At 61.7% G+C, this 24,333-nt stretch carries 18 protein-coding genes; 7 read left to right on the top strand and 11 right to left on the bottom strand.

Features of this window, described 5'->3' with window-relative positions:
- Nucleotides 1-96: 96 nt before the first annotated feature.
- The 4 genes from JK199_RS04315 to JK199_RS04330 all read left to right on the top strand — a co-directional run bounded on the left by JK199_RS04315 (nt 97) and on the right by JK199_RS04330 (nt 2,126).
- Entirely contained in the window at nt 97-750 is a 654-nt protein-coding gene (locus JK199_RS04315) for an ABC transporter permease (RefSeq protein ID WP_244984908.1), read from the top strand.
- Entirely contained in the window at nt 738-1,562 is an 825-nt protein-coding gene (locus JK199_RS04320; protein WP_212374020.1) for an ABC transporter ATP-binding protein, read from the top strand. The genes JK199_RS04315 and JK199_RS04320 overlap by 13 nt, the downstream gene beginning before the upstream one ends.
- An 85-nt stretch (nt 1,563-1,647) precedes the next feature.
- Nucleotides 1,648-1,884, top strand: coding sequence for a DUF883 C-terminal domain-containing protein (locus JK199_RS04325; RefSeq protein WP_025826489.1), 237 nt, complete (start codon nt 1,648-1,650; stop codon nt 1,882-1,884).
- A gap of 65 nt (nt 1,885-1,949) precedes the next feature.
- Nucleotides 1,950-2,126, top strand: coding sequence for a DUF1328 domain-containing protein (locus JK199_RS04330; RefSeq protein ID WP_025826491.1), 177 nt, complete (start codon nt 1,950-1,952; stop codon nt 2,124-2,126).
- A gap of 182 nt (nt 2,127-2,308) precedes the next feature.
- Here the strand turns inward: JK199_RS04330 and JK199_RS04335 are convergent, their stop codons facing one another.
- The 6 genes from JK199_RS04335 to JK199_RS04360 all read right to left on the bottom strand — a co-directional run bounded on the left by JK199_RS04335 (nt 2,309) and on the right by JK199_RS04360 (nt 13,835).
- Nucleotides 2,309-2,743, bottom strand: coding sequence for a hypothetical protein (locus JK199_RS04335; protein WP_212374022.1), 435 nt, complete (start codon nt 2,741-2,743; stop codon nt 2,309-2,311).
- A 116-nt stretch (nt 2,744-2,859) separates the two neighbouring features.
- Nucleotides 2,860-4,413, bottom strand: a complete 1,554-nt coding sequence (locus tag JK199_RS04340; protein ID WP_212374025.1) for an efflux transporter outer membrane subunit — start codon at nt 4,411-4,413, stop codon at nt 2,860-2,862.
- A gap of 8 nt (nt 4,414-4,421) precedes the next feature.
- Complete coding sequence (locus JK199_RS04345; RefSeq protein WP_212374027.1) at nt 4,422-7,718, bottom strand: efflux RND transporter permease subunit; 3,297 nt, start codon at nt 7,716-7,718, stop codon at nt 4,422-4,424.
- On the bottom strand, nt 7,715-10,906 hold the full coding sequence (locus tag JK199_RS04350) for an efflux RND transporter permease subunit (RefSeq protein ID WP_212374029.1): 3,192 nt from the start codon (nt 10,904-10,906) through the stop codon (nt 7,715-7,717). Before JK199_RS04350 ends, JK199_RS04345 begins: the two co-directional genes overlap by 4 nt.
- Entirely contained in the window at nt 10,903-12,168 is a 1,266-nt protein-coding gene (locus JK199_RS04355; RefSeq protein ID WP_212374032.1) for an MdtA/MuxA family multidrug efflux RND transporter periplasmic adaptor subunit, read from the bottom strand. The genes JK199_RS04350 and JK199_RS04355 overlap by 4 nt, the downstream gene beginning before the upstream one ends.
- A gap of 272 nt (nt 12,169-12,440) precedes the next feature.
- Nucleotides 12,441-13,835, bottom strand: coding sequence for an MFS transporter (locus tag JK199_RS04360; protein ID WP_212374034.1), 1,395 nt, complete (start codon nt 13,833-13,835; stop codon nt 12,441-12,443).
- Nucleotides 13,836-13,948: 113 nt separating this feature from the next.
- Between JK199_RS04360 and JK199_RS04365 the strand changes: the two genes are divergently transcribed.
- The 3 genes from JK199_RS04365 to JK199_RS04375 all read left to right on the top strand — a co-directional run bounded on the left by JK199_RS04365 (nt 13,949) and on the right by JK199_RS04375 (nt 16,131).
- Entirely contained in the window at nt 13,949-14,254 is a 306-nt protein-coding gene (locus tag JK199_RS04365; RefSeq protein WP_025826503.1) for a CsbD family protein, read from the top strand.
- Nucleotides 14,255-14,380: 126 nt separating this feature from the next.
- Complete coding sequence (locus tag JK199_RS04370) at nt 14,381-15,010, top strand: ribonuclease HII (RefSeq protein ID WP_077930111.1); 630 nt, start codon at nt 14,381-14,383, stop codon at nt 15,008-15,010.
- The gene (locus JK199_RS04375; protein ID WP_077930110.1) at nt 15,007-16,131 is read left to right on the top strand and encodes a site-specific DNA-methyltransferase; all 1,125 of its coding nucleotides are present in this window, start codon (nt 15,007-15,009) and stop codon (nt 16,129-16,131) included. The genes JK199_RS04370 and JK199_RS04375 overlap by 4 nt, the downstream gene beginning before the upstream one ends.
- A gap of 120 nt (nt 16,132-16,251) precedes the next feature.
- Here the strand turns inward: JK199_RS04375 and JK199_RS04380 are convergent, their stop codons facing one another.
- The 5 genes from JK199_RS04380 to JK199_RS04400 all read right to left on the bottom strand — a co-directional run bounded on the left by JK199_RS04380 (nt 16,252) and on the right by JK199_RS04400 (nt 24,210).
- Nucleotides 16,252-16,863: an ankyrin repeat domain-containing protein gene (locus tag JK199_RS04380; RefSeq protein WP_086655540.1), complete on the bottom strand. Its 612-nt coding sequence runs from the start codon at nt 16,861-16,863 to the stop codon at nt 16,252-16,254.
- A 67-nt stretch (nt 16,864-16,930) separates the two neighbouring features.
- Nucleotides 16,931-19,132 (bottom strand): VWA domain-containing protein, encoded by a 2,202-nt coding sequence (locus JK199_RS04385; protein WP_212374037.1) that lies wholly within the window; start codon nt 19,130-19,132, stop codon nt 16,931-16,933.
- 5 nt (nt 19,133-19,137) lie between these two features.
- Nucleotides 19,138-22,110 carry a DUF4159 domain-containing protein gene (locus JK199_RS04390; protein ID WP_212374039.1) on the bottom strand — a complete coding sequence of 991 codons (2,973 nt, stop codon included), beginning with the start codon at nt 22,108-22,110 and terminating at the stop codon, nt 19,138-19,140.
- Nucleotides 22,107-23,186, bottom strand: coding sequence for a DUF58 domain-containing protein (locus JK199_RS04395; RefSeq protein ID WP_244984872.1), 1,080 nt, complete (start codon nt 23,184-23,186; stop codon nt 22,107-22,109). The genes JK199_RS04390 and JK199_RS04395 overlap by 4 nt, the downstream gene beginning before the upstream one ends.
- Nucleotides 23,187-23,190: 4 nt before the next feature.
- The gene (locus JK199_RS04400; RefSeq protein WP_212374041.1) at nt 23,191-24,210 is read right to left on the bottom strand and encodes an AAA family ATPase; all 1,020 of its coding nucleotides are present in this window, start codon (nt 24,208-24,210) and stop codon (nt 23,191-23,193) included.
- Between the last annotated feature and the right edge of the window lie 123 nt (nt 24,211-24,333).

A 24,333-nucleotide genomic window follows, 5' to 3' on the forward strand; every position in this document is an offset into this window, starting at 1 on the left:
TCCCCACGGCAGCGCTTTGCACTGTCTGGCCTTGGTCTGATTGTGTTTTTTGGAGGATGGGAGGCGGCGGTCCGCACCGGCCTTCTGCCGTCTGGCATGGTGCCTGCGCCAAGCTCTTTGTGGCAGGCGTGGCTGGACGAGGTGCATGGTGGGTTCTGGCAACAGGCTATTCTGGATAGTCTGAGCCATTACGCGCTGGGGCTGCTGTTTGGTTCCGTGCTTGGGGCGCTGACGGGCCTGTTGTGCGGTATGGTGCCGATGCTGGATGCGTTTCTGGCCGGGATTGTGCATCTCCTGCGTCCGGTACCGGGGCTGGCATGGGTGCCGTTTGCCATTTTGTGGTTTGGACTGAACACTTCCGGCGCGACGTTCGTTATCGCGATTTCCGTTTTCTGGATCAATTTCTACGCGGCTTATGCGGCGGTGCGGAGTGTGGACCCGGAATTGTATGAACTGGCCTCGGCCTTTGGGCATGGCAGCTTTCTGGGGCGTTTGTTCAAGGTTGTGCTGCCCGCCTCTGCGCCGGGCGTTATGGCCGGGCTGAGAACCGGGCTGGGGCAGGGCTGGATGTCCGTTGTGGCAGCAGAACTGTTTGGGGTGCCGGGGATTGGCGCCCGTATGATGCAGGCGTCCAGCCTTCTGGCGACCGACGTGGTTGTGGTTTATATGCTGACCATGGCGCTTTTGTATGCACTGACAGATTTTCTTTTCGGTTTTGTTCGCGTGCGTGTGCTGCGATGGCAGGCATGAGCGATGCGGGGCGACTGGTCCGGCTTGAAGAGGTCGGGCTTTCGCATGATGGTGGAAAGACGTTCATTCTCCGGCATGTCAGCCTGAATTTGCACAAAGGCGAGTTTATCGCACTGCTTGGGCCGTCCGGCGTGGGAAAATCCACGCTGTTGCGAGTGCTGATGGGGCTGAGCAAACCTTCAGAAGGCACTGTCGTCGGGCCGACGCAGGACGGGGCTGGTGCATCGCATGGGGCATCAGAGGGTAGGCGTCGTGCGCAGGCGCTGGTTTTTCAGGATGCCCGGCTGATGCCCTGGCGTTCTGTCCTGCGGAATGTGGCTTTTGGTCTGGAAGGGCTGGGGCTGACCCGGCAGGCAAAACGGGAGCGTGCGCTGGCGGCATTGCGGCTGGTCGGGCTGGAAGATGCGGCGGACCGCTGGCCGAGGCGTCTGTCCGGCGGCCAGCGTCAGCGCGTTGGGGTTGCCCGTGCCCTGACGGTTGACCCGGACCTGCTGCTGATGGATGAACCGTTTGGGGCGCTCGATCCCATTACACGCAGTTCCTTGCAGGACGAATTACTGCGGATCTGGCAGCAGACCCATAAAACGGTGCTGTTTGTAACGCATGATATTGAAGAAGCGCTGAAGCTCGCGACCCGCATTGTCGTGCTCTCCGGTTCCCCCGCGGGCATTACCGGAGAACTGGAGATTGGAGCCGGGGAAAAAGAGCCGGATTCTCCTGCATTCCGCATGTATGCCGCCCGGCTGCGCGCCATGATTGCCGGGGAACCGGACCCCGGTGGGGCTCCATACTGGCAATCTGCCGAAATTTAACTTTTTTTGTGAGAAAATACGGCTGCAACGCATCCCTGTGCACAGGTGTGCGTTATGAGCAGTTATGAGAGGGGGAGGGCTTCTGATGAGTGACGAAAAAACAGTTGAGAACAAACTGGAAGATGGCATTGGCCGTGTTCAGGACGGTGCAGAAAACCTTTTCAACAAAGCGGCGGATCAGACTGATGGTCTGGCCTGCAACAAAGCCTGTGCCGCGCTGGATGCGGTAAGGGACTGCGTTGCGGATCAACCTGTTGTTGCTGTGTCGGTCGCAGGTCTTTTCGGTTTTATTCTGGGCGCCTTACTGGCTCGTAAATCCTGATCAACGCTGACACCCGTTTCACCACTAACGGCTGTGTTGGTTAAAAAGGCAAAGGAGACTTCAACATGCTGAAGATGGCGCTTTTCTTTCTGGTGATTTCCATCATTGCTGGTCTGTTCGGTTTCGGCGGCATTTCTTCCGCTGCTGCCGGAATGGCTAAAATTCTGTTCTTTATCGCGATTGTCCTGTTTGTGGTGTTTCTGGTGGTCGCCCTCTTGGCGGGCCGCTCGCTCACTCAATAAACAGGTCCATCCAGAGTTTGAAAAAGACCCCTGTCCGGAAGGATGGGGGCTTTTTTTATGATGGGTATTTGTTTTTCACGGACCTTGAGCCTTGAGCCTTGAGCCTTGAGCCTTGAGCCGGAGCCGGAGCCGGAGCCGGAGCCGGAGCCGGAGCGGAGGAGCCACAGCATTGCTGCGGGCTGTTACCGGTGTCTGAGGGGGTTGCTGAGGCGGTAGGCTTCACCAAACGGGGCAATAGAGGCACCTGTTACCGGGTCATGCCGGGTATCTTCGCCAAACTGCATGTGGATGCGGATACCTTTCCAGAGGGTGATATCTCCAGCGGCATGGCCGTCGTCATACTGTTTTAAAAAAGGCTTTTGCGGGGGCGCGAGAAAGGCCGCGTGGCGTTTGCCGTGCACGGTCAGATCTTCCGTAAGCCATGACTGCAAACCTGAGGACTCAGAGGTTTGCTGCGTCTGGAAAGACAGGGCGTCGGGGGGCAGAATGGTCTGGGTTCTGAGGTCTGGCGCGCCCGGAGCACCCGGAGCAGCCTGACACGGCGAGGCAACGCACAGGAATGCCACCTGAAAAGCGCAGGCCAGAACGGGAACTAAGAGCGGACGGCGTCTCAGCATATGGAAAGGCTCGTGCTTGAGAGAGGGCTGAGTACAGCAGGGTCAGAGCCCATAAAAAAAGTCCCTGCTGAAAACAGCAAGGACTTTGTTCCGTTGTCAAGATTATTCCGGAAAACTCAGTTTTTGTCCTTCTGAATGAAGGAGGGCAGGAAGGGATTATCCGTCTGCATGGAGTTTTTGCTCGGCAGTTCAGTCGCGTTCCAGCCACCCCCCAGATTTTCAATCAGGGTAACGGAGTCCAGCATCCGGCTCTGCTGGATCTGCAAGGCAGTTTCAGCATTGGAAAGGGCGGTGACTTCCGATGTGATAACCGTCGTATAGATTTCCGTGCCTGCCATATACTGGTTAAGGGCCACAGTGACCGCGCGGTTGGAGGCTTTGACGGCTACATCCTGCTGGTCAGCCTGCTGGGCCAGAACGCGCAGGTTGGCAAGCTGATCTTCCACGCCCTGCAGGGCGGTCAGCACCGTCTGACGATAGGTGGCGACGTAATAATCATAATTGGCGTTTGCTTCATGCACAGCAGCAGTACGGCTGCCACCGGAGAACAGGGTTTCAGACGCCGAGGCCCCCAGTGCCCAGATCCGGTTGGCGACCTGCACCAGCGTCCCCACCGGGTCCCCGCTGTAGGAATAAGACGCCGTGAGTTTTACATCCGGATAGAACGCGGCAATGGCCGCGCCAATCTGGGCGTTATATTCTTCCATCCGGCGTTCAGCCGCCGCTACGTCCGGCCGGCGTTGCAGCAGATCGGCCGGAACCGTGACCGGGATGGCGGGGATGGAGGTAGGGAGCGCACCGGGGGCGATGGAGACTTCCGCCGGTGGTTTGCCAATCAGGATGGCAATGGCGTGTTCATACTGGGCGCGGGCCGCCTGTGTGGCGGTGGACTGAGCGCGGGTCTGTTCCAGTTGTGTCTGCGCCTGCAGCAGGGTCGTCGGGGTCGCGGTCCCGGCGTCATACTGGTTTTTGGTAATCTGGTAGGAGCGTTCATAGAACTTCACGTTCCGCTCCAGCAGGTCATGCAGGCTGTCCTGATAGCGCATGTTGAAATACGCCGTGGCAAGCTGGGCCTGATAGGACAGGCGGGCATTCGCAAGGTCTGCCGCACTCGCCTGTGCCTCAGTGACCTGTGCCTGAATCTGACGGCGGATCTTGCCCCACAGATCCAGATCCCACGAGGCAGTCGGCCCCATGCCGTAAGTATTTTCCGTACTGTTGGAGGGCGTAGCCCCGCCGGAGGCAGAATCCCCGCCGTAATTGATGATGGTGCCGGACGAGCGTGACCCACGGCCCGAACTCTGCCGGTTGAAGGAGAGTGAACCGCTCAGCGTGGGGTAAAGCTGCGCGCGCACGGAATTGATGGTTGCGCGGGCGTTCCGGTAGCGCGCGTCATATTCCAGCACGGTCTGGTTGTTCAGCGCGACCTGTGCTTCCAGCGCGTTCAGGGTCGGGTCATTATAAATGGTCCACCATGTGCCTTTTGGCAGCTCTGCCAGAGCAGGTTTGGCGTAGGTCCAGCCGGGAGCCGGGCGCAGTTCCTTGAACTGAGGAGACACAATGGCCGAAGGGCGCTTATAGCTGGGGCCGACCATGCAGCCCGTTAAAATAAGCGGGGCCAGCAGGATACTCAGGCGGCGAGAAGACGGGCGGAGAGGGGAATGCTTCATCGGGCGTATCAGGTATCTTGCATGTTGTGAGAAAGGCGGAGGGAGCGGGGGCGCCGTCGGGCAAAGCGCAGGCGCAACCCATCCAGCATGAGGTAAATAACGGGCGTGGTATAGAGCGTGAGCGCCTGACTGACGATCAGACCCCCCACAATCGCAATTCCCAGCGGGCGGCGCAACTCGGCACCATAGCCGTTGGCAACAATCAGGGGGGCCGCTCCAAGGGCTGCAGCCACGGATGTCATCATAATCGGGCGGAACCGCAGCAGGCAGGCTGTACGAATGGCCTCAAGCGAGGACAGGTTCCGTTCGCGCTCAGCCTCAATGGCGAAATCCACCAGCATGATGGCGTTTTTCTTGACGATGCCGATCAGCAGAATCACGCCGATCATGGCGATGAGCGAAAATTCCTCGCCTGCCAGTTGCAGGGCCAACAATGCGCCGACCCCGGCGGAGGGCAGGGTGGAGAGAATGGTCAGCGGATGCACATAGCTTTCATACAGCACACCGAGCGTAATATAGACGGCGGCGAGTGCCGCCAGAATGAGCAGCGGTTCATCATTCACCGTCTGCTGGAACTGCGCGGCGTTGCCCGCAAAGCTGCCGTGGATGGTGGGCGGCATATGCAGCGCGACCTGCGTAGCCTTAAGCACCTGCGTTGCCGTGCTCAGAGAGACGTTTTTCGCCAGATTAAAGGAAATGGTGGTGGCGACGGACTGGCCCTGATGGTTGATGGAGAGCGGTGTTTTGGCAGGCACCAGTCTGGACACCAGCGTAAGCGGCACCATCGTCTCGGACGACGTGCTGACTGCAGAGCCGTTTGACGCACTCGCCCCGCCCGCCAGAGCGTTGGCAATCTGGTTTTTGAAGGACTGGCTGCTCAGGGAGGCGGAACTGCTGTTACCTGCCGAATCCCGGCCCGACGCATCCCGCCGGACCCGCACCGTATTGGACTTTGTGCCGCCCCCGGCAGACCCGCCTGATACACTGATCCAGACCTGATTCAGTGCGTTGGGGCTGGACCAGTGCTGCGGGTCCGCTTCCATCACCACATGATACTGGTTGAGCGCGTTATAAATGACGGAGGCTGAGCGCTGGCCAAACGCATCATACAGGGTGTTGGACAAAAGCTGCGGGGTGATCTGCACGCGCGATGAGGTGTCACGGTCAATCCGCACATCAATCGCGGAGCCACCCTGCTGCACGTCGGAGGACAGATCAGTGAATTCCGGGTGGTGTTGCAGGGCGGCCTGGAGTTTGCTGGTCCATGTATAGAGTTCGGACGCGGATTCTCCTTCCAGCGTGTACTGGTAGGCCGCGTTGCTCTGCCGGGCACCGGCCCGCACAGCCCCCGGCTGCATCATGAAGAACTGCGCGCCCACCAGATGGCTCAGCCTGCGTGTGGCGCGGGCAATCAGGTCTGTCGGCGTGTCGGACCGGTCTGCCTTGTCTTTAAGTTGCAGGAACAGATTGGCCTGATTGGAGCCACGCCCGCCAATAAAGCTGGAGACGCTCTGCACATCCTTATCCTTCAGGATGCTTTTCTGAACCTGCATCAGCTTTTGTGAGAGCGCCGTGAAGGAAATGGACTGATCACCCTGCAAATGGCCCATCATCATGCCGGTATCTTCCGTGGGGAAGAAGCCTTTGGGCATGCGGACAAACAGCGCGACAATCAGGGCCAGAGTCAGCGGCAGGCTGAGCAGCACCAGTTTACGGTGCGCCAGTGCCACGTCCAGCGTGCGCGTGTAACCTGCCTGCAAACCATTCAGGACGCGGGTGATAAAAACCGTGATGCGCCGCAGGATTTCCGGCGTCTGGCCGGGCTTGCGGGGGGTGAGAAGCTGGGCTGCCATCATCGGCGTAAGAGTGAGGGACAGCACCATGGACACCAGAATGGTGACGGAGACGGTCATCGCGAATTCATGGAACAGCCGCCCGGCCAGCCCGCCCAGCAGCAGGATGGGCAGGAAGACCGCAATGAGGGAAATAGAGATGGAAATGACGGTAAACGCCACTTCCCCCGTGCCGCGAATGGCGGCGTCCCGCGCGGAATAGCCCTGCTCAATATAACGGGCGATATTTTCCATCACCACAATGGCGTCATCCACCACAAAGCCGGTGGAGACCGTCAGCGCCATGAGGGACATATTGTCCAGCGAATAGCCGAGGGTCGCCATGACGCCAAAGGTCGCCACAATGGATGTTGGCACCACAACGGCCGGGATCAGCGTCATGCGGCCGGAATGCAGGAAGGCCAGCACGACCAGCACGACCAGCACGATGGAGACAATCAGCGTATATTGCGTATCCGCCAGAGAGGCCCGGATGGTCAGAGACCGGTCAAGCCCCACATGCAGCTCCACCCCGCCGGGCAGGGCGGCCTGAAGCAGCGGCATTTTGGCGTTAATCTGGTCCACCGTCTTGATGGTGTTGGCCCCGGCCTGCGGGAAAACAACGGCAATCACGGAGCGCGCGCCGTTATAATAGCCTGCGTTGCGGAGGTCTTCCACGCTGTCCCGCACGTAGGCCACGTCTGAAAGCCGCACCGGGCGGTTGTTGCGCCATGCGATAATCAGATCCCGGTAGTCCTGCGCGCTGCGGGCCTGATCGTTCGTGTCGAGCGTAAAGCGCATGCCGTTCTGGTCCACCACCCCTTTGGGGGTGTTGGCGTTGGCAGAGGCCAGTGCCGCCCGGACGTCTTCAAAGCTGATGCCGTATTTGTAGAGCGGGTGCGGGTTGATTTCCACGCGCACGGCGGGCAGGGCGCTCCCGCTGATTTCCACTTCCCCCACCCCTTCAATCTGCGAGAGGTGCTGCTCCAGAACATTGGTGGCGTAGTCATAGAGCTGTGGCTGGGTGTGGGTGTCGGAGGTCAGCGCCAGAATCAGGATAGGCGCGCCGTTGGGGTTGGCTTTGGAATAGGACGGGTTTTGGCGCAGGGAAGAGGGCAGGTCCGCATGGGCGGCCTGAAGGGCTGCCTCCACATCCCGCGCGGCCCCGTTAATATCGCGTGAGAGCGCAAATTGCAGCGTGATGCGCGTCAGGTTCTGGGAGGACTGGGACGTCATTTCCGTGAGGTCCGCAATCTGCCCCAGATGCCGCTCCAGCGGGGCGGCGACGGAACTGGCGATTTCTTCAGGTGAGCCGCCAGCCTGCCGGGCCTGCACCTGAATAACCGGAAAATCCACGTTCGGCAGGTCTGACACCGGGAGACTTCTGTACCCCAGCACGCCGGCAAGCAGCAGTGCTACGGTCAGAAGAATGGTGGCAACGGGCCGGTCAATGAAGATCCGGCTGAAATTCACGAGTGAACCTGTCCGGCTGAGGGCGGCTGAGCCGGAGGCAGGTCATTACGGTGGCGCCATGCGTTCCAGCGATGGGCCCATGTGTCCAGCGTCAGATAGATCACCGGCGTAGTGAACAGCGTGAGAAGCTGGGAGAGGGCAAGGCCGCCGATAATGGTCAGCCCCAGCGGGTAACGCAGTTCAGACCCCGTGCCGTTGGAAATGACCATCGGCACAGCGCCCAGCATGGCGGCAAGGGTTGTCATCAGAATAGGACGAAACCGCAGGGTGGCTGCCTGACGGATGGACTGGAGGGAGTCCATGCCATGCTCACGCTCGGCATCCAGTGCGAAGTCGATCATCATGATCGCGTTTTTCTTCACAATGCCGATCAGCAGCACGATGCCGATAATGCCCATCACATCCAGATCCACCCCGGCCACAATCAGCGTCAGCAACGCCCCAATGGCGGCGGAGGGGAGGGTGGAGAGAATGGTAATGGGGTGGATAAAGCTCTCGTACAGAATACCCAGCACGATATAGACCGCAACCAGCGCCGCCGCGACGAGGAAGAGTTCGTTGCTCAGAGACCCTTCAAACGCCGCTGCCGTGCCCTGAAAGGACGTCTGGAAAGAAGAGGGCAGTTTGATCTCTTCTTCCACCTTGCGGATGGCGGCTGTTGCATCGCCCAGCGCATAGCCGGGTGCGAGGTTGAAGGAGACGGTCGTCGCCGGGAACTGCCCGAAATGCGTTATCAGCAGCGGGGCCTTGCCTTTTGTGACTTTTGTGACCGCCGCCAGAGGCACCAGCCCTGAGGTGGGGGAGCGGGTAGGGCCAGAGGAACTTTCCCCGGAGTTGCCGCCAATACCCGGCAGATAGACCTGATTGAGCGAGGCCAGATTGGTCTGGAATGCCGGGTCAGCTTCCAGAATGACACGATACTGGTTGGACTGCGTGTAGATGGTGGAAATCTGCCGCTGGCCGAAAGAGTCATACAGAACGTTATCAATGGTCTGCGGCGTGATGGAATAGCGCGCGCCGGTGGTGCGATCCAGCGTGACATGCGCCACCAGCCCTTCGGCCTGAAGGTCAGACGTCACATCGGCCAGAGCAGGTTCCTGCCGCAGGCGGTCCAGCAGTTTGGGGATCCACGTGTTAAAGGCGGTGGCGTCCGGGTTTTCCAGCAGGAACTGATACTGCGTGGCGGTGACGGTTGTATCCAGAGACAGGTCCTGAACAGGCTGCATATACAACTTGATCCCGGCGACCTCGGAGGTTTCCTGCTCCAGACGGCGCGCAATGGCCAGAGCGCTGTCTGAACGGTCATCATGCGGGCGCAGGTTGATCAGGAAGCGACCCTGATTAAGCGTGGCGTTCTGCCCGTCCACCCCGACAAAGGAGGAGAGGGAGACCACATCAGGGTCTTTCAGCAGCACGCGGGCCAGTGCCTGCTGATGCTCCTTCATGCTCTCAAACGAGATGGCCTGAGACGCAACGGAAATCCCCTGAATGACGCCGGTATCCTGCGCGGGGAAGAACCCTTTGGGGATGATAACAGCCAGAACGCCGGTCAGCACCAGCGTGCCCAGTGCGACAAACAGGGTGAGAACGCGGTGCGCCAGAACAACATCCAGAGCGCGGTCATACCCGGCAATCAGCTTTTCCGTCGCCACTTCCATACGGGCGGACCAGCGCTGGAAGGCAGTGGTGGCGCTGGCGGCATCATGCGGGCGCTCACTGAGGATCCGCGCGCACATCATCGGCACGAGCGTCAGGGAGACCACGGCAGACAGAACGATGGTGATGGACAGGGTCAGCGCAAATTCATGGAACAGGCGGCCCACCACATCCCCCATGAACAGCAGCGGGATCAGCACCGCAATGAGCGAGATGGTCAGGGAGATAATGGTAAAGCCGATTTCCCCGGCACCTTTGACGGCGGCGGACATCCGGTCTTCCCCGGCTTCCACGTAGCGCGAGATGTTCTCGATCATCACAATGGCATCATCCACCACAAAGCCGGTGGCGATGGTCAGGGCCATGAGAGAGAGGTTATCCAGCGAGAAGCCGAGCAGATACATAATGGCCAGCGTGCCAATAATGGAGAGCGGCACGGACAGGCTGGGGATAATGGTGGCCGGGACGTTGCGCAGGAACACAAAAATCACGCCCACAACCAGCACCAGAGCCAGAAACAGCTCGAACTCCACGTCCGAGACGGAGGCGCGGATGGTGGTGGTGCGGTCTGTCAGCGGAACAATATCAATGCCCGGCGGCAGGGCCTTGCGCAGCACGGGCAGAGCCGCCTGAATATTGTCCACCACGGAGATCACGTTGGCACCCGGCTGGCGCTGCACATTCATGATCAGCGCCGGGGTGAGGTTGGACCATGCGGCAAGCTGGGTGTTTTCCGGGCCGATCACAACAGAGGCGACGTCCCGGATCCGGACAGGCCCGCTGTTCTGATAGGCAATGACCTGATTGAGCAGCATGTCCACATTGGTAATCTGCCCATCAACCCGCAGCGTGGCCGCACGGGTTGCACCATCAAACGTGCCGGTGGGGGAGTTGACGTTGACGTTGCCAATGGTGGTGCGCAGCGTATCCAGATCAATCCCGTAGGAGGTCAGCTTGGGGATGTTGACGCGAACGCGAATGGCCTTGCGGTTGCCGCCTGAAAGCGTCACCAGCCCAACGCCGGAAATCTGGCTGATTTTCTGGGCCAGACGGGTGTCCACATAGTCTTCCACTTCCGGCAGGGGGATGGTGGAGGACGTAATGCCCAGCGTCAGCACAGGTGTATCCGCCGGGTTGACCTTGGCGTAGACCGGCGGGGCCGGAAGGTCAGTCGGCAGGAGAGAATTGGCCTGATTGATGGCGGCCTGCACTTCCTGCTCTGCCACATCCATGGACATGGTGAGGTTGAAGCGCAGCGTAATGACAGACGCGCCCCCGGAGGAGCGCGATGTCATCTGGTCCAGCCCCGGCATCTCGCCAAACTGGGTTTCCAGAGGGGCCGTCACGGAGGTTGCCATCACATCCGGCCCGGCGCCGGGGTAGAAGGTCTCAACCGTAATGGTGGGGTAATCCACCTGCGGCAGAGCCGAAACCGGGAGGAAGTGGTAGCCCAGAAGCCCGCTCATCAGAATGGCGAGCATCAGGAGCGTCGTGGCGACGGGCCTGCGGATAAAGAGGCTGGAGGGGTTCACTGGGCAGGCGTACCGGCAGGTGGGGTAGTGGGGGCTGTCACGGGGGAGGTATCAGCCGTTTTTGCGTCCGGAATGGTCACCTTGCTGCCAGCGCGCAGGTGGTCCACGCCGTCTGTCACCACGCGGTCCCCGGCCTGCAGGCCGGTTTTGACCACGGTGTTCGTGCCATCGGAAATCCCGATGCTTACCTGACGGACTTCTACGGTGCTGTCGGCCCTGACCACATACACAAACTGGCCGGAGGGGCCGGTTTGCAGAGAGGTTGAGGGCACCAGAATGACGTTCTCCAGATCCTTCACCAGCAGGCGGGCATTGACGAACTGGTTGGGGAACAGATGTTCATCCGTGTTGGGATAGAGCGCACGCAGGCGGACGGTGCCGGTGGCGGTATCAATCTGGCTGTCCAGCGTGCTGACGGTGCCATCCGCAATTTTGGTGCTGTTTGAACTGTCCCACGCCTCGACCTTCAGGGAGCCTTTGGCGCGGAGCTGCTCGGCAACCTGCGGAAGCTGATCCTGCGGGAGCGTGAAGATAACGGAGATGGGCTGCATCTGGGTCAGCACAGCCAGCCCGCCGGACTGACCGGCGCTGACATAGTTGCCTTTATCCACCGCGCGGATACCAATGCGGCCATCCACCGGGGCGGTGATGTGGCAGTAGATCAGCTGAAGTTTCTGGTTGTCCACCAGAGCCTGATCGGACTTGACGGTGCCTTCATACTGCTGGACCAGAAATTCCTGATCCCGCGCGGTCTTGGCGTCGATACTGTCCTGCTTGATCAGGCGCTGATACCGGGCGTTGTCCACGCGCGCCTGTGCAAGCTGGGCTTTGTCCCGCTCAAGCTGGCCTTCATACTGCGCAAGCTGCACTTCATACGGGCGGGGGTCGATCACCGCCAGCAGATCCCCCGCATGCACGTGCTGCCCTTCGGTAAAGAGCACCTGCATCAGGTAGCCCTCTACACGGGTCTGCACCGTGACGTTGGTAACCGGCACAACTGTCCCGAGTTCTGTCAGAATCACTGGCATGGTGCCGGTTTTGACCGTCTGCACCGCAACGGGCTGCGTGGTTGCGCTGTCAGCCGCGGCATGGCGGCTGCCATGTTTGCCCGGTGTTGCCGAATGGTGCGGCCGCAGGAAGGCAAAGGCCAGCACGCAGACACCGGCTACGGCAACGCCGCTCCAGATAAGACGCTTTTTCCGGCCAGAGGTGCGGGGGGGCGTGGGTGAATCGGATCGTGTGTCCGTGGTGTAATCATCCATAGGGCGCGCGGCTCGTTTCACCTGACTGCTAGAGTGGACCGCAGGGGCTGCAATGCAGATCTGCGGTAAACCGGAGAAGGGACAGTAGCAGCTTTTCCTTTCCGTTCAATTTCAATCCTGACAAGAAAAAATGCCCGGCGGAAAGCGTGCTGGTGTTGTAACAAAAAACAGGCTGGAGTTTACACGGACTGAAAGTTTCATCCAAGATTTATTACGAAAAGAGAACACTATAAAAGCGAGTTTAAAATAACCTTTAATCTCGGATGTGGTCGTCAGGATTTGTTGCCGCTCATGCTGGCCCCGGCCTGTGGAGACAGGCAGGCTGCCGCAGGCACCGCCAGCATGGAGATACTGCCGACGACAAGAAAGGCGATTGAGAAATCATGCAGGGTGGGGGTGGCGTGCCGGAACAGAATATGGGTGAGGGTGAGTGTGCCCGCGGCCGTGCAGATCCCCACAGACAGCATAAGCTGTTGCAGGGTTGAATAAAGGCTGGTGGCCGCACTCATCCGCTGCTTGGAAATATCCGCGTAGGCAATGGTGTTATAGGCGGAAAACTGCGTACTTTGTGCCATGCCTGCGGCAAACAGAATGAGGGACAGTGTCCATAACGGCTGGCCTTTCTGAAAGGCGGCAATCAGCGCGAACAGAATGGCTGCGGAAAACCCGTTGGCCATCAGCACGCGTCGGAACCCCCAGCGCGCCAGTGTGGCGGGCACAAAGGGCCGCATGACAATCGCGCCAAGTGGCGCAATGAACGTGATGGCACCGCTCTGGGCTGCTGTCAGGCCCGAGCCAATCTGCAGGAACGTCGGGAACAGAAATGGCAGTGAACCGACGGCCACGCGCGAGGCCGCGCCTCCTGCGACGGAAATGGCGAAGGTGGGCACCCGGAACAGGCTGAAATCAAGCAGGGGTGCCGCCGTGCGCACGGCGTGCAGGCTGTAAAGCCCCATCAGACTGCTGCCCCCCACCAACATGCCCAGAACCAGCATGCCGCCGCCCTCACCGTGGCTGAAGAGTTCCGCCGCGATGGACAGAACGGCCAGCCCGCCGCCCACCAGCGCCATGCCCCGCAGGTCAAACGGTGCCGGATCAGGCGTGCGGGTGTTGGGGATAAAGCGGCGCGTGAGCAGCAGGCCGACAATGCCAACCGGAATATTGAGGTAGAAGTTCCAGCGCCAGGACAGATAGGTGGTGATGAAGCCGCCGACGACCGGCCCCATCAGCGGGCCGAGGGTAGCGGGCAGCATCATCCACGTCATGGTGCGCACCAGATCCTCCCGCGCCGTGCCCCGCAGCACGACCAGCCGCCCTACCGGCACCATCAGCGCGCCGCCAACGCCCTGCAATGCGCGCATACAAGCCAGAAATATAAGGCTGGTGGCTGACGCGCACAGCACCGAGCAGGTGACAAAGATGATGATGGCCCCCGTCAGCACGGTGCGGCTGCCCAGCCTGTCCGCCAGAGCACCGGAAGCGGGAATAAATATGGCCAGACCTATGATGTAGGAGGTCAGCGCCACGGAGGTCGCGACCGTATCAACATGCAGGCTGTGGGCAATGGAGGGCAGGGCGGTGGCCAGAATGGTGCCATCCAGTTGCTCCATGAAAAACATGGAGGCGACGATAAGGGCGATCAGATGAGGGCGGCTGATAAACGGCATGCTAGCCAGAGACGTGTTTTTGCGGTCTGATGCAACAGAAGACCGTGCTCAAACGCTATATTTGTGGCGACCGCACTCTGGGTACGGAACGGTCTTAAATAAGGAGAAAAACGATGGCTGACGATAAACTCAAAAACCTCGGCACAAAACTTGAAGGCGTGGCTGATGAAGCCAAGGGCCGCGTGAAAGATGCCGCTGGTGGTCTGACGGGTGATCTGGGGCTACAGGCCGAAGGAAAGATCGATCAGCTTTCCGGAATGGCGCAGCAGGAATTTGCTGACCTGTATGAGGAAGGTGAGGGAGTGGTGGAAAAAGCCGTGACCTTTGTGCGGGATAAGCCCTTGCTTTCACTGGGTATTGTGACGTTTGTCGGGGTGCTGATCGGCTGGCTGGTGTTCCCGCGTTCCAAGCGCTCCTGATAAATCATTTTCACCGGGACTCTTGCGCGTTCCGGTGAAAAGTGATTCTCCTCTTTCTACGGAGTCGCAATTGGTGCGACTCGGTTATTTTAACCGAGTCCTGCCAAATGAGTGGAAAGAGGGGTCATGCCGGATTTTACACGGGAGCAGCAACACGGCGGGCGCGTCGCCGGTGTTGATGAAGTCGGGCGTGGCCCGCTGGCTGGTCCCGTGGTGGCTGCCGCTGTCGTCTTTGGTGCGGGTGTGCCGGATGACCTTGCAGCCGTTATTGATGATTCCAAAAAACTGAAGCCTGCTGTGCGTGAGGCCATTGCGGCCCGCCTGCCGGATGTGCCCGGAATTGAAATTGGTCTGGGTGCTGCGTCTGCTTCCGAAATTGATACGCTCAACATCCATCACGCTGCCCATCTGGCCATGCAGCGCGCTGTGGCGCGCCTGCCGCGCCTGCCGGATTATGTGCTGGTGGATGGCAATAAGCTGCCGTCCTTCGGGTGCCGGGCGGAAGCTCTTGTGGGCGGGGACGCGCTCAGCCTTTCCATTGCAGCAGCATCAATCATGGCCAAAGTCGTGCGGGACCGCATTATGGCGCGTCTGGACGTGCGCTGGCCCGCTTATGGCTGGGACCGAAATTCCGGTTACGGCACCGTAGTGCATCGCGCGGCTTTGAGCAGCGCGGGTGTCACCCCGCATCATCGTAAAACATTCGGCACAGTGCGCCGGCAAATTGAACATCTTGCTATGGAGGGCCGGGCATGAGCGGCGCAAAATCAATCAGTATGGAACTTCCTCTTGATCAGATTCTGCGTGGCGAATGCGTGGAAACCATGCGCGGCCTGCCGTCTGGCTCTGTGGACTGTGTGTTTGCAGACCCGCCATACAACCTCCAGTTGCGCGGTGAACTGCGTCGCCCGGATGATTCCCTCGTGGACGGCGTGGATGATGACTGGGACAAGTTTTCCGATCTGGCCGAATATGACCGCTTTACCCGCGCATGGCTGACGGAAGCGCGCCGCGTCCTGCATAAGGATGGCACGATCTGGGTGATCGGCTCCTATCACAATATTTTCCGCATCGGTGCGATTTTGCAGGATCTGGGATTCTGGATTCTCAATGATATTGTCTGGCGGAAATCCAACCCGATGCCTAATTTCCGGGGGCGCCGCTTTACCAACGCGCATGAAACCATGATCTGGGCCGCCCGGAGCGAGGATAGCCGTTACCGCTTCAACTATCAGGCTATGAAGGCTCTGAATGATGATGTGCAGATGCGCTCCGACTGGTATCTGCCACTCTGCACGGGCAATGAGCGCCTGCGCAATGAACATGGCCTGAAGCTGCATCCGACCCAGAAGCCGGAAAGCCTGCTGCACCGCGTTCTGCTGGCCTCCACATCTGTTGATGATGTTGTGCTCGACCCCTTTACCGGCACGGGCACGACGCCTGCGATGGCCAAGCGCCTGCGCCGCCGCTTTATCGGCATTGAGCGCCACCCGGATTATGTGGAGGCGGCTCTGGGTCGCGTGGCGCGGGAAGAGCCTCTGCCGGATGATGCCGTTATGACCACGCTGGACAAGCGCGAGGCACCGCGTGTGCCGTTTGGTAGTCTGGTAGAGCAGGGACTACTCTCCGCGGGTGTTGTGCTGGCAGACAAGAAGCAGCGCGTGCAGGCAACCGTTTCTCCTGATGGCACACTGGTCAGCGGGGATAAGCGCGGCTCCATTCACAAAATGGGCGCGATGCTGACTAATGCTCCGTCCTGCAATGGCTGGACTTTCTGGCATTTTGAGCGTGATGGCGTCTGGCTGCCGCTGGATGTGCTGCGGCAGGAAAGTCTGGTGCAGTCTGGCCGTGGCGCCAGTAACGTCATTTCTGTCTGAACTCTGAACGCACTGGGGCCGGGCCGGTTACGGCTCTGCCTTGGTCTTGTTGCAAGAGAATGAGGTTATAAAAAAAGCCGCCCGGAAGAGGCGGCTTTTTTGTTGGCTGATAAAGGAAACTCAGCTTCCGCCAAACCCGAGGAAGCCGATATCGGGCCGGGGAGAGCCACCCGTCGCGTCATACCGGCTTCTGCCGGAAACGGACGTGGCGTTATGGCGTCCGGCCGTGCCGCCGATTGTCAGATGGCCTGCGCCGTCTTCCGTATCCATCCCGCGGGTTTTTGTGGTGATGTCGGTGCGCGGGCGGTCATCGCTGCCACGCATGGACAGCAGCAGGAAGATGATGGGGTTCCGGTTGAGGTCAATGGCCATATCCAGCGGGGTCTGGCCCAGAATGTTGTGATGGTTCAGGTCCGCGCCACGGTTGACCGCTTCTTTGGCGGAAAGCAGGTTGCCGCGGTTAATGGCGTCAAACAGGGCAGCGGTCGGCTCCATATCCGTGTTGGAATGGTCATTTTCATCGTCATCAGGAGCTTCTGCGCCGGGAATGGACGCCGGAGGCGCAGCGCGTTTGGCCGCTTTCGCCGCTTCGGCTTTCTGGGCAGCTTCTTCCGCAGCAGCCTGAGCTTCGGCCTCACGGGCGGATTGCGCCCAGACGGGCGTGGCACAGGCGAGAAAAAGGCTGCCACCAACCATGAGAGCAGCCGGAGTAAAGCGGAAGAAACGGGTCATGATCTGTCCATAGGTGGAACCTGATTTGTTATTTATCACACCCGTGTGCGGGCGGAAAGGAAAACGGTTATCCGCGCCGTCCTTCCCGCCACCAGCCTGCAAACAGCAGGCAGAGGGTGAGGCCGAGCATCAGCCAGGCCGGTAAAAGGGGCGTGGCACTTTTCCCGGTCACAACATGCGCGTTGCGGTGCGGGAAGCCCATCCAGTCTGCCCCGTGCGGGGTGCTGCCGTCTGCCAGCCGCAGGCCCGGCACGGTGGGGGAGGCACTGTTTTCCCCTGTCCAGAAAACACCGCCCCCCGTCGCACTGACGACTGCGTTCAGATGGCTGGCGGTGGCGCGGAGGTCCGCAAATTCCTGCGGGTCTGGCTGCACCGGGGCCGCGAAGGCTTTGTGCGTGCCATCATCCACCTGCCAGATGCCCGGCTTATCAGCCTGCATGCGGCCTGTGCTGAGGCCGGTTGCGTCGCCCTTAGCGTCTGCGCCTTCTGTGACGGAATGAAGGTTCAGGCTGACCGCTGCACTACCGGGCGGCGTGACGGTGACGGATTTGAGCGGTGCGCCAGCCGTGCTGCGGCGCGTGACTGTCAGTTCGCCCCCGGCAATGGCGGCGGTCAGTTGTTCTTCCTCCAGTTCCGGCTCTTTCATCAGCCAGTGGGAAATCCGGCGCAGCAGTTCAGCCTGCGGACCACCGCCGCCTTCCCCGCGAGACCAGAGCCAGATCTGGTCAGACAGCAGGAGCGCCACGCGGCCCTGATCCACATGGTCAAGCACCAGCAGCGGGGCGTTGTCTGGCCCGCTCATCAGGGTCTGGCCGTGCGTGGTATCCGGCCTGAGGGCACGGTACCACGGCCCCCATTCGCCGGGGATGCTCTGCGCCGTATCGGCCGCGCCCGATGGCGGCGGCGCGCCGGGCAGGGCGGCGGTCACCGGGTGGCGGCGCCCCTCCGCAGTCAGTTTCGGGCGAAAGCGTTGTTCAACCAGACCGCTTTCAGACGGGACATGCGCGGGCAGGATATCCCCCACCGGGGTATCCTGAAGCGTGCCGGGGCCGACAAATTCCGGACCGCCCGTCAGCAGCAGGCCGCCCCCTTTGCGCACAAAATTGGCGATGTTGTTCAGATAGGCGTGCGGCAGGATGTTTCGGTTTTCAAACCCGTCCAGAATGATCAGGTCAAACTGGTTGATCTTGTCCTGAAACAGCTCTCGCACGGGGAAGGCAATCAGAGCGAGATCAGACAGCGGGGTGCCGTCATCCTTATCTGGCGGACGCAGAATGGTGAAGTGAATCAGATCCACCGACGGATCGGCCTTCAGCAAACGCCGCCAGACGCGCTCACCCTGATTAGGGGTGCCGGAAATCAGCAGGACGCGCAGCCGGTCCCGGATGCCGGTAATCCGCGTGACAGACTGGTTGTTAAGCTGAGAAACCTCGCCCTCCAGCGGGGCGACGGACAGGCTGACCAGTAACTGGCCCGGATGCGGCACCGGCAGGGAAATATCCTGTGGCGTCCCCGTACGGACGGGGATGATCACCGGATCATCCCCATTGACGCGGAGCGTGATATCCGCCTGCGCGCCCGGTGTGGTGCCCGGTCCGGCATCATCGACCTGAATACGGAGTTTGGCGGGCTGGCCAACAATGGCATAGGGCGGTGCCTGCAGAATACGGAGCTGGCGGTCCGTTTCTTCGCCTTTTGCGGGCAGCAGAATATGCAGGGGCAGGGTTATCCGCTGGCCGTCCGGGGTGGTCGGGCGCAGCCGGTCGGGCACGGAGGCCGCGCTAGCGCCAGCCGGGATATCGGCAACCTGACCATCCGTAATCATGACAGCCCCGGCCAGCTGGTCGGGCGGCACGTCTGCCGCGGCCTGTTCCAGCGCGTCAAACAGGCGGGTGCCGTTATGGCCGGAACTGCGGACCGTAACGGTGCGGAGTGTCAGCCCTTCCGTATGGGCCTGTGCCAGTGTGCTGGCGGCCTGCCGCGCAATGGCGGCGCGCTGGCCAACAGACATGGAGGGAGACTGATCAACCAGCAGCAGGGCCGTTTCCGGCAGCACATGCCAGCTTTCATGCAGGCGCTGTGGCCCGGCCAGCCACACCAGCACCGAGAGCATGGCCGCCAGTCGGAAGAATGCGCCTTTTGTGCGCCGGAGCAGCGCAAACACACACAACCCCGCCGCCAGCACGGCCAGAGTGACCAGCAGCCAGACCGGCACAAGCGGGGCAAAACCAACGGAGCGGGCAACGGACGGAACAAGAGAGTGGGGCATGGTGCTTATTCCCCCAGCCGCTTGAGCAACATGGGCACATGCACCTGATCGGCCTTGTAGTTGCCGGTCAGCGCATAAATGATGGTGTTGACGCCAAAACGATAGGCCAGTTGCCGCTGGTCCGCGCCATCCGGCAGCACCGCGAACGGCGTATTGCCGTTTTCATCCACGGCCCATGCGTGCGCCCAGTCCGCGGAGCCGATAATGACCGGGCTGACATCATCATTCTCGGCCTCTCCCTCCCGCGCAACCCAGACGGGTTGTTCCGCATACCGGCCCGGAAAGTCATGCAGCATATAAAATGTGTGTGCCAGCAGATGGTGGTCCGTCATGGTCATCAGCGGCGGGATGGGCAGGCCAGCGGTCAGGCGCCGTAAGGCGGACCGTGTGCCGGGGGCGTCTCCGGCGTAGGGGCCGGAGCTATCGCTCTGATTGCCGGAATCCTGCCCCTGTGTGTCAATCAGCACAATGCCGCCATGTGCCATAAACGCGGTGAGAGCTGCCGTCATGGCCGGTGTGGGAGCGGCGTCCGGCGTGATAGGCCAGTAGAGGAGCGGGTAATAGCTCAGATCATCTTGCCCCGGCCTGACACCGTCCGGGTGTCCGAGCATGGCGGAAGTGCGGGCGTTGGTATAGTCGGACAGACCCTGAAGCCCCTGCCGGGAGACGGTATCAATCTCGTCATGCCCGGTAATGACATAGGCCAGCCGCGTCTCCAGTGCTGCTCCGGGCACCGGCGTCGGGCTGGCGGCGGAGGGCGATGGCGTTGCAGGGGTTCCGGAAACCGGCCCGGCAGGCTGTGCCGTTGGTCCGGCGGCATCGGGGGATTGCACTGGTGCCTGTGCCTGTGTGGCCGTTGCCGTCTGCGCGGAGGCGAGGGCCGGAAGTGTGAGCGCGCAGGCTACAAGCAGGGATAAACCCTGTTTGCCAGAAGGCCGCAGGGAGGATTTGCGGGAGGGATTCCCCGGAGACTGTCTGGTCATGCCGGGTAGGGAGAACCCGGCCCGCATGGCGAGAACCAGCAGACCATCGAGCAGAAGCAAGGCCGCTGCCAGACAGAGCAGAACGGGGGCCAGTGCGGTATCTGGCCTGCGTCCGGCGGGGCTGGTCAGCGTACCCACAGGGGCTGCGGCTGTGAGGGTAGTCATCTGGCTGCTGGCATTGAGCGCACGGCGCGCAGCGCGCGGCCCATACAGGCCCGGAGGGTGTGCGGGGGAAACGGGCGTGTGTGCAAAATCGCTTGCTTTCAGGCCTCGTGCCGCAGGCGGCGGCGGGCCGAGCACGCCGTCTCCGTCCAGTGTCAGCACCGGGGCGAGAAGTGTGTCATCCGCCGGGATGGTGACGCCATTGGCGTGGTCTGTCAGCCGTTGCAGCATGGAGACAAACAGACCGGACAGCGGCAGGTTGGACCAGTCCGCTGTACTGCTGACGTGAAAGAGAATGATATCCCCCTTACCCAGCGCCGCGTGCGTGACAAGCGGGGTTCCGTCCGTCAGCCGTGCCCAGTTATGGGCCGCAAGATCCGCCACAGGGCTGGCCAGAACCTGCCGGGAGATCGTGACATCCGCCGGGATCTCCAGCCCATGGAACGGGGATGTGGCGTCAAAAGCGGCCAGCTTCTGGGGGGCACCCCACGTCATGGTGCCACCAAGCTGGCGGGAGCCGTCCAGCAGGGCGACGGGCAGCAGGTCAGAAGTGGGGTCAGCAGACGGGTCGCTCGCCGGGTGGTTGTCTGACGTGTCGATGTCCTCACCCGCCGGAGCGTTAGGCGTGCTGCCATCCGGCTCCGTGCCGTGCTGCGCGCCAGCCAGAGCCGGGCCTGCAAAGCGGATCAGGGTGCCGCCGTTTTTCACCCAGTCTTTCACTTTCTGGCGGATAGCCGGGTTGGCCAGCGTACCATCCGGCGCGATGATAACGGAAAGCGGCTGGGCCAGCAGGGTGGCCGGAGTGCCTTCATGCAGGTCCGCCGTGGGGGCAAGAGCGCGGCGCAGGTAGAACAGCGGGCCGATCAGCGGGGTATCAGCCGCGCCGGAAGTCATTAGTCCGACGGGGCGCAGACGGTCCCCTTCATCAAACAGGAGCGTCGTGGCAGCGCTGCTTTGTCCGGTCAGAGAAATCTGGTCAATCCGGTTGCGGACGGCCGTTGGCAGCGTGACGGGCACATCCATCTGCGCGGCTCCGGCAGGCAGAACCAGCGGCAGGACAGCCAGCGTCCCGCCATCCTGCGCGTGCACCCGCACGGAAAGGGAGCGCGGAGCCGGGAGCGGCAGAGCCAGCAGGCGCGCCATCTGCGTGCCGGTGCGTTCCGCCGCAGGCGCAAGGGTCAGCACGGAGGCGTCCGGAAAACGGATTTCCTGAACGGGGCCGAATGCGCGGAGGGCACGGGCAAAGTCCTCACCACCAGACGCGACACCATCTGCCAGATACAGCACAGAGCCATTGGTGTGGGGCAGAGTGGCCAGTGCGTGAGCCGCTGCGGCTCTATCCGTGCGCCAGGGAGCGGGGCGCATGCTGTCCAGTTCCTGCCGGATGGCGGCAGCGGACCGGGGTGCGGGAGGCTGCGCCGGGTGCCCGTCGGCTGCGGGTGCCGTGCGGAAGAACAGAATAGTGCGTCCGGCATGGTCAGCATCGTCCACCAGCCCTTGCGCGGTGGCAATGCGGCGGCCCCAGTCTGACGCGGCAAAAAGACCATCGTCCATCACCAGCAGGAGCGGCCCGTGCCCGGCGCTGGGCAGACGGTCCCCCGGCAGAACCGGCTGCGCCAGCCCCAGCACCAGACAGGCAACGGCAGCCAGCCGGACCAGTAGCAGCCATAACGGGGAACGAACGGCGTCAGTCTGGTGCGGGCGCAAGGCGCGCAGCAGCGCGACCGCCGGAAAGCGCTGCACGCGGGGAGTAGGCGGCGTGGCGCGGAGCAGCCACCAGACGAGCGGGAGGGTGAGCAGGCCGAAAAGGGCCAGCGGGGCAAGAAAGATCATGATTGCCTCCCACCCTTACCGGACGGACCCGTGTGCCCAGACAGAAGCGTATGGAGCGCCAGCAGCGCAGGCATGGGCGACTGATCCGTGCTGTGCAGAACAAGGTCATGCCCATAACGGGTGGCGAGGGCTGTAAGCTGCGCCGTCCGGGCTTCAATCAGACGCCTGTAATCCTGTTGCAGGGTTTGCACGTTTGGCAGGTCAATCTCCGCTTCGCCTTCCAGCCCTTCAAAACGCACACGACCCTGATACGGGAGTGTGCGTTCCGCCGGGTCCGTCACCTGCACCAGATGGCTGCGGACCGGGCGACCGGCCAGATGATGCAGGCAGGTCTGGAACGCCTCCTCGGCGCATAGAAAATCGCTCACAATCAGAAGATGTGCGTAACGCGGCAGAACGGAGGAGGGAGGAAGGGCGTGGCGTGCGGATGCCGGAGACGCGGCAAGCTGGGCCAGCCCGAGCGCCAGACGCTCCAGCCCGCTGCCTCCGGGGGGCAGAACAGCCGGGCCGGAGGGCGTTAAAAGCTGCACCCGCTCCCCATTGCGCAGCAGGAGGGAGGCCGTTGCGAGCGCGATCAGAATCGCGCTGTCCTGCTTTTCCGGCAGTGAGGCGCTGGAGCGCCATGCCATGGAGGGGGAGAGGTCACACCAGATAAAAATAGTCTGGGCGGATTCTGCTTCCGTTTCCCGCACATAGGCATGGGTGCTTCGCGCGGACTGTCGCCAGTCGATATGGTTTGCGGGTTCACCGGGCAAGGCCTGCCGGTATTGCCAGAAGGTTTCCCCGCTGCCGGACCGGCGCTGGCCATGCTGCCCGGCAAACAGCGTGGCGGCAATATGGTCAGCCTGAAGCACCAGCCCCGGCAGGCGCGCCGCCAGAGCCGAGGCCACGTTGCTGGCGGAGGAGGAGACTGGTTGCGGCATGCCGTGCCGCACACGCCCAAACAGACCGCCAGACGCGGATGTGCCAGAGGTGTTCCCCGGCAGGCCAGAGCCGTCAGCCGTCTGCGCTGTGGTCTGCGCTTGCGGCCGCAGGCGGCGCAGGAATGCGGGCAGTGAAAAAGCAGGCCGGACCAAAGGGTTAGCCCAGCCGGTTGACGAGCCGCGTCAGCACATCATCCAGCAGCACGCCGTCTGCCCGGGCCGCAAAGGTGAGGGCCATGCGGTGCGCCAGCACAGGGCGGGCGAGGGCAATCACGTCGTCCAGACTGGGGGAGAGCCGTCCGTCCAGCAGGGCGCGGGCGCGCGTCGCCAGCATCAGGGCCTGTGCGGCGCGCGGGCCGGGGCCCCACGCAATCTGTATGCGGAGGGTGCTGTCAGGCGATGTTTCAGGCCGGGCGGAGCGGACCAGTTCCAGAATGGCATCCACAATTTTCTCACCCACGGGCAGACGGCGGACCAGCGCCTGTGCCTCTGTCAGGCCTGCGGTGTCCATCACCGGCTGGGCCTGCGCTTCCTGCGTGCCGGTGGTGGCGAGCAGCATGGTGCGTTCCGCCTGCTCGTCCGGGAAGGTCAGCGGAATTTGCAGCATGAAGCGGTCAAGCTGGGCTTCCGGCAGGGGGTAGGTGCCTTCCTGCTCCAGCGGATTCTGGGTGGCCAGAACATGGAACGGGCGGGGGAGCGGATGCTCCGCCCCGGCAACCGCCACGCGGCGTTCCTGCATGGCCTGCAACAGGGCGGACTGGGTGCGCGGGCTGGCGCGGTTGATTTCATCAGCCATCAGCAACTGGCAGAAGACCGGGCCGGGCACAAAGCGAAAGCTGCGGCGGCCTGAGGCGTCTTCATCCAGAATTTCACTGCCGGTAATGTCGGAGGGCATCAGGTCCGGCGTAAACTGCACACGGCGTGCATCCAGCCCCAGAACGGTGCCCAGCGTTGTAACCAGCAGCGTTTTGCCCAGACCCGGCGCGCCCACCAGCAGCGCATGGCCCCCGGCCAGAATGGCGGTCAGCGTCTGGCTGATCACTTTGTCCTGACCAAAGATGATGCGGGAGGTTTCCTGCCGGGCGTGCTGGAGGCGTTCACAGATCATATCCGCTTCACGCACATCAGGCATGGTGGCAGGCTGGGCGGCGAGGGGCGATGTGTCTGATGAGGTCATGGGTCCAGTCTGACAGATACAGGGCTTACATCAAGCATGGTATCATCCCTATATCATGCTCATTGCAGTGAAACAGTCACGAACAGGATGCTCCACCGGTGAATGCTGAAGGCCAGACCCAGA

The organism is Acetobacter persici, from assembly GCF_018256955.1.
Classification (GTDB): Bacteria; Pseudomonadota; Alphaproteobacteria; order Acetobacterales; family Acetobacteraceae; genus Acetobacter; species Acetobacter persici.

What these genes read in the sequence shown, in the direction of transcription:
- JK199_RS04365 (WP_025826503.1), top strand. Translation starts at nt 13,949, where the DNA reads ATGGCTGACGATAAACTCAAAAACCTCGGCACAAAACTTGAAGGCGTG.
- JK199_RS04325 (WP_025826489.1), top strand. Translation starts at nt 1,648, where the DNA reads ATGAGTGACGAAAAAACAGTTGAGAACAAACTGGAAGATGGCATTGGC.
- JK199_RS04355 (WP_212374032.1), bottom strand. Translation starts at nt 12,168, where the DNA reads ATGGATGATTACACCACGGACACACGATCCGATTCACCCACGCCCCCC.
- JK199_RS04390 (WP_212374039.1), bottom strand. Translation starts at nt 22,110, where the DNA reads ATGATCTTTCTTGCCCCGCTGGCCCTTTTCGGCCTGCTCACCCTCCCG.
- JK199_RS04320 (WP_212374020.1), top strand. Translation starts at nt 738, where the DNA reads ATGGCAGGCATGAGCGATGCGGGGCGACTGGTCCGGCTTGAAGAGGTC.
- JK199_RS04375 (WP_077930110.1), top strand. Translation starts at nt 15,007, where the DNA reads ATGAGCGGCGCAAAATCAATCAGTATGGAACTTCCTCTTGATCAGATT.
- JK199_RS04370 (WP_077930111.1), top strand. Translation starts at nt 14,381, where the DNA reads ATGCCGGATTTTACACGGGAGCAGCAACACGGCGGGCGCGTCGCCGGT.
- JK199_RS04340 (WP_212374025.1), bottom strand. Translation starts at nt 4,413, where the DNA reads ATGAAGCATTCCCCTCTCCGCCCGTCTTCTCGCCGCCTGAGTATCCTG.
- JK199_RS04360 (WP_212374034.1), bottom strand. Translation starts at nt 13,835, where the DNA reads ATGCCGTTTATCAGCCGCCCTCATCTGATCGCCCTTATCGTCGCCTCC.
- JK199_RS04380 (WP_086655540.1), bottom strand. Translation starts at nt 16,863, where the DNA reads ATGACCCGTTTCTTCCGCTTTACTCCGGCTGCTCTCATGGTTGGTGGC.
- JK199_RS04315 (WP_244984908.1), top strand. Translation starts at nt 97, where the DNA reads ATGGTGCCTGCGCCAAGCTCTTTGTGGCAGGCGTGGCTGGACGAGGTG.
- JK199_RS04400 (WP_212374041.1), bottom strand. Translation starts at nt 24,210, where the DNA reads ATGACCTCATCAGACACATCGCCCCTCGCCGCCCAGCCTGCCACCATG.
- JK199_RS04335 (WP_212374022.1), bottom strand. Translation starts at nt 2,743, where the DNA reads ATGCTGAGACGCCGTCCGCTCTTAGTTCCCGTTCTGGCCTGCGCTTTT.
- JK199_RS04385 (WP_212374037.1), bottom strand. Translation starts at nt 19,132, where the DNA reads ATGCCCCACTCTCTTGTTCCGTCCGTTGCCCGCTCCGTTGGTTTTGCC.
- JK199_RS04330 (WP_025826491.1), top strand. Translation starts at nt 1,950, where the DNA reads ATGCTGAAGATGGCGCTTTTCTTTCTGGTGATTTCCATCATTGCTGGT.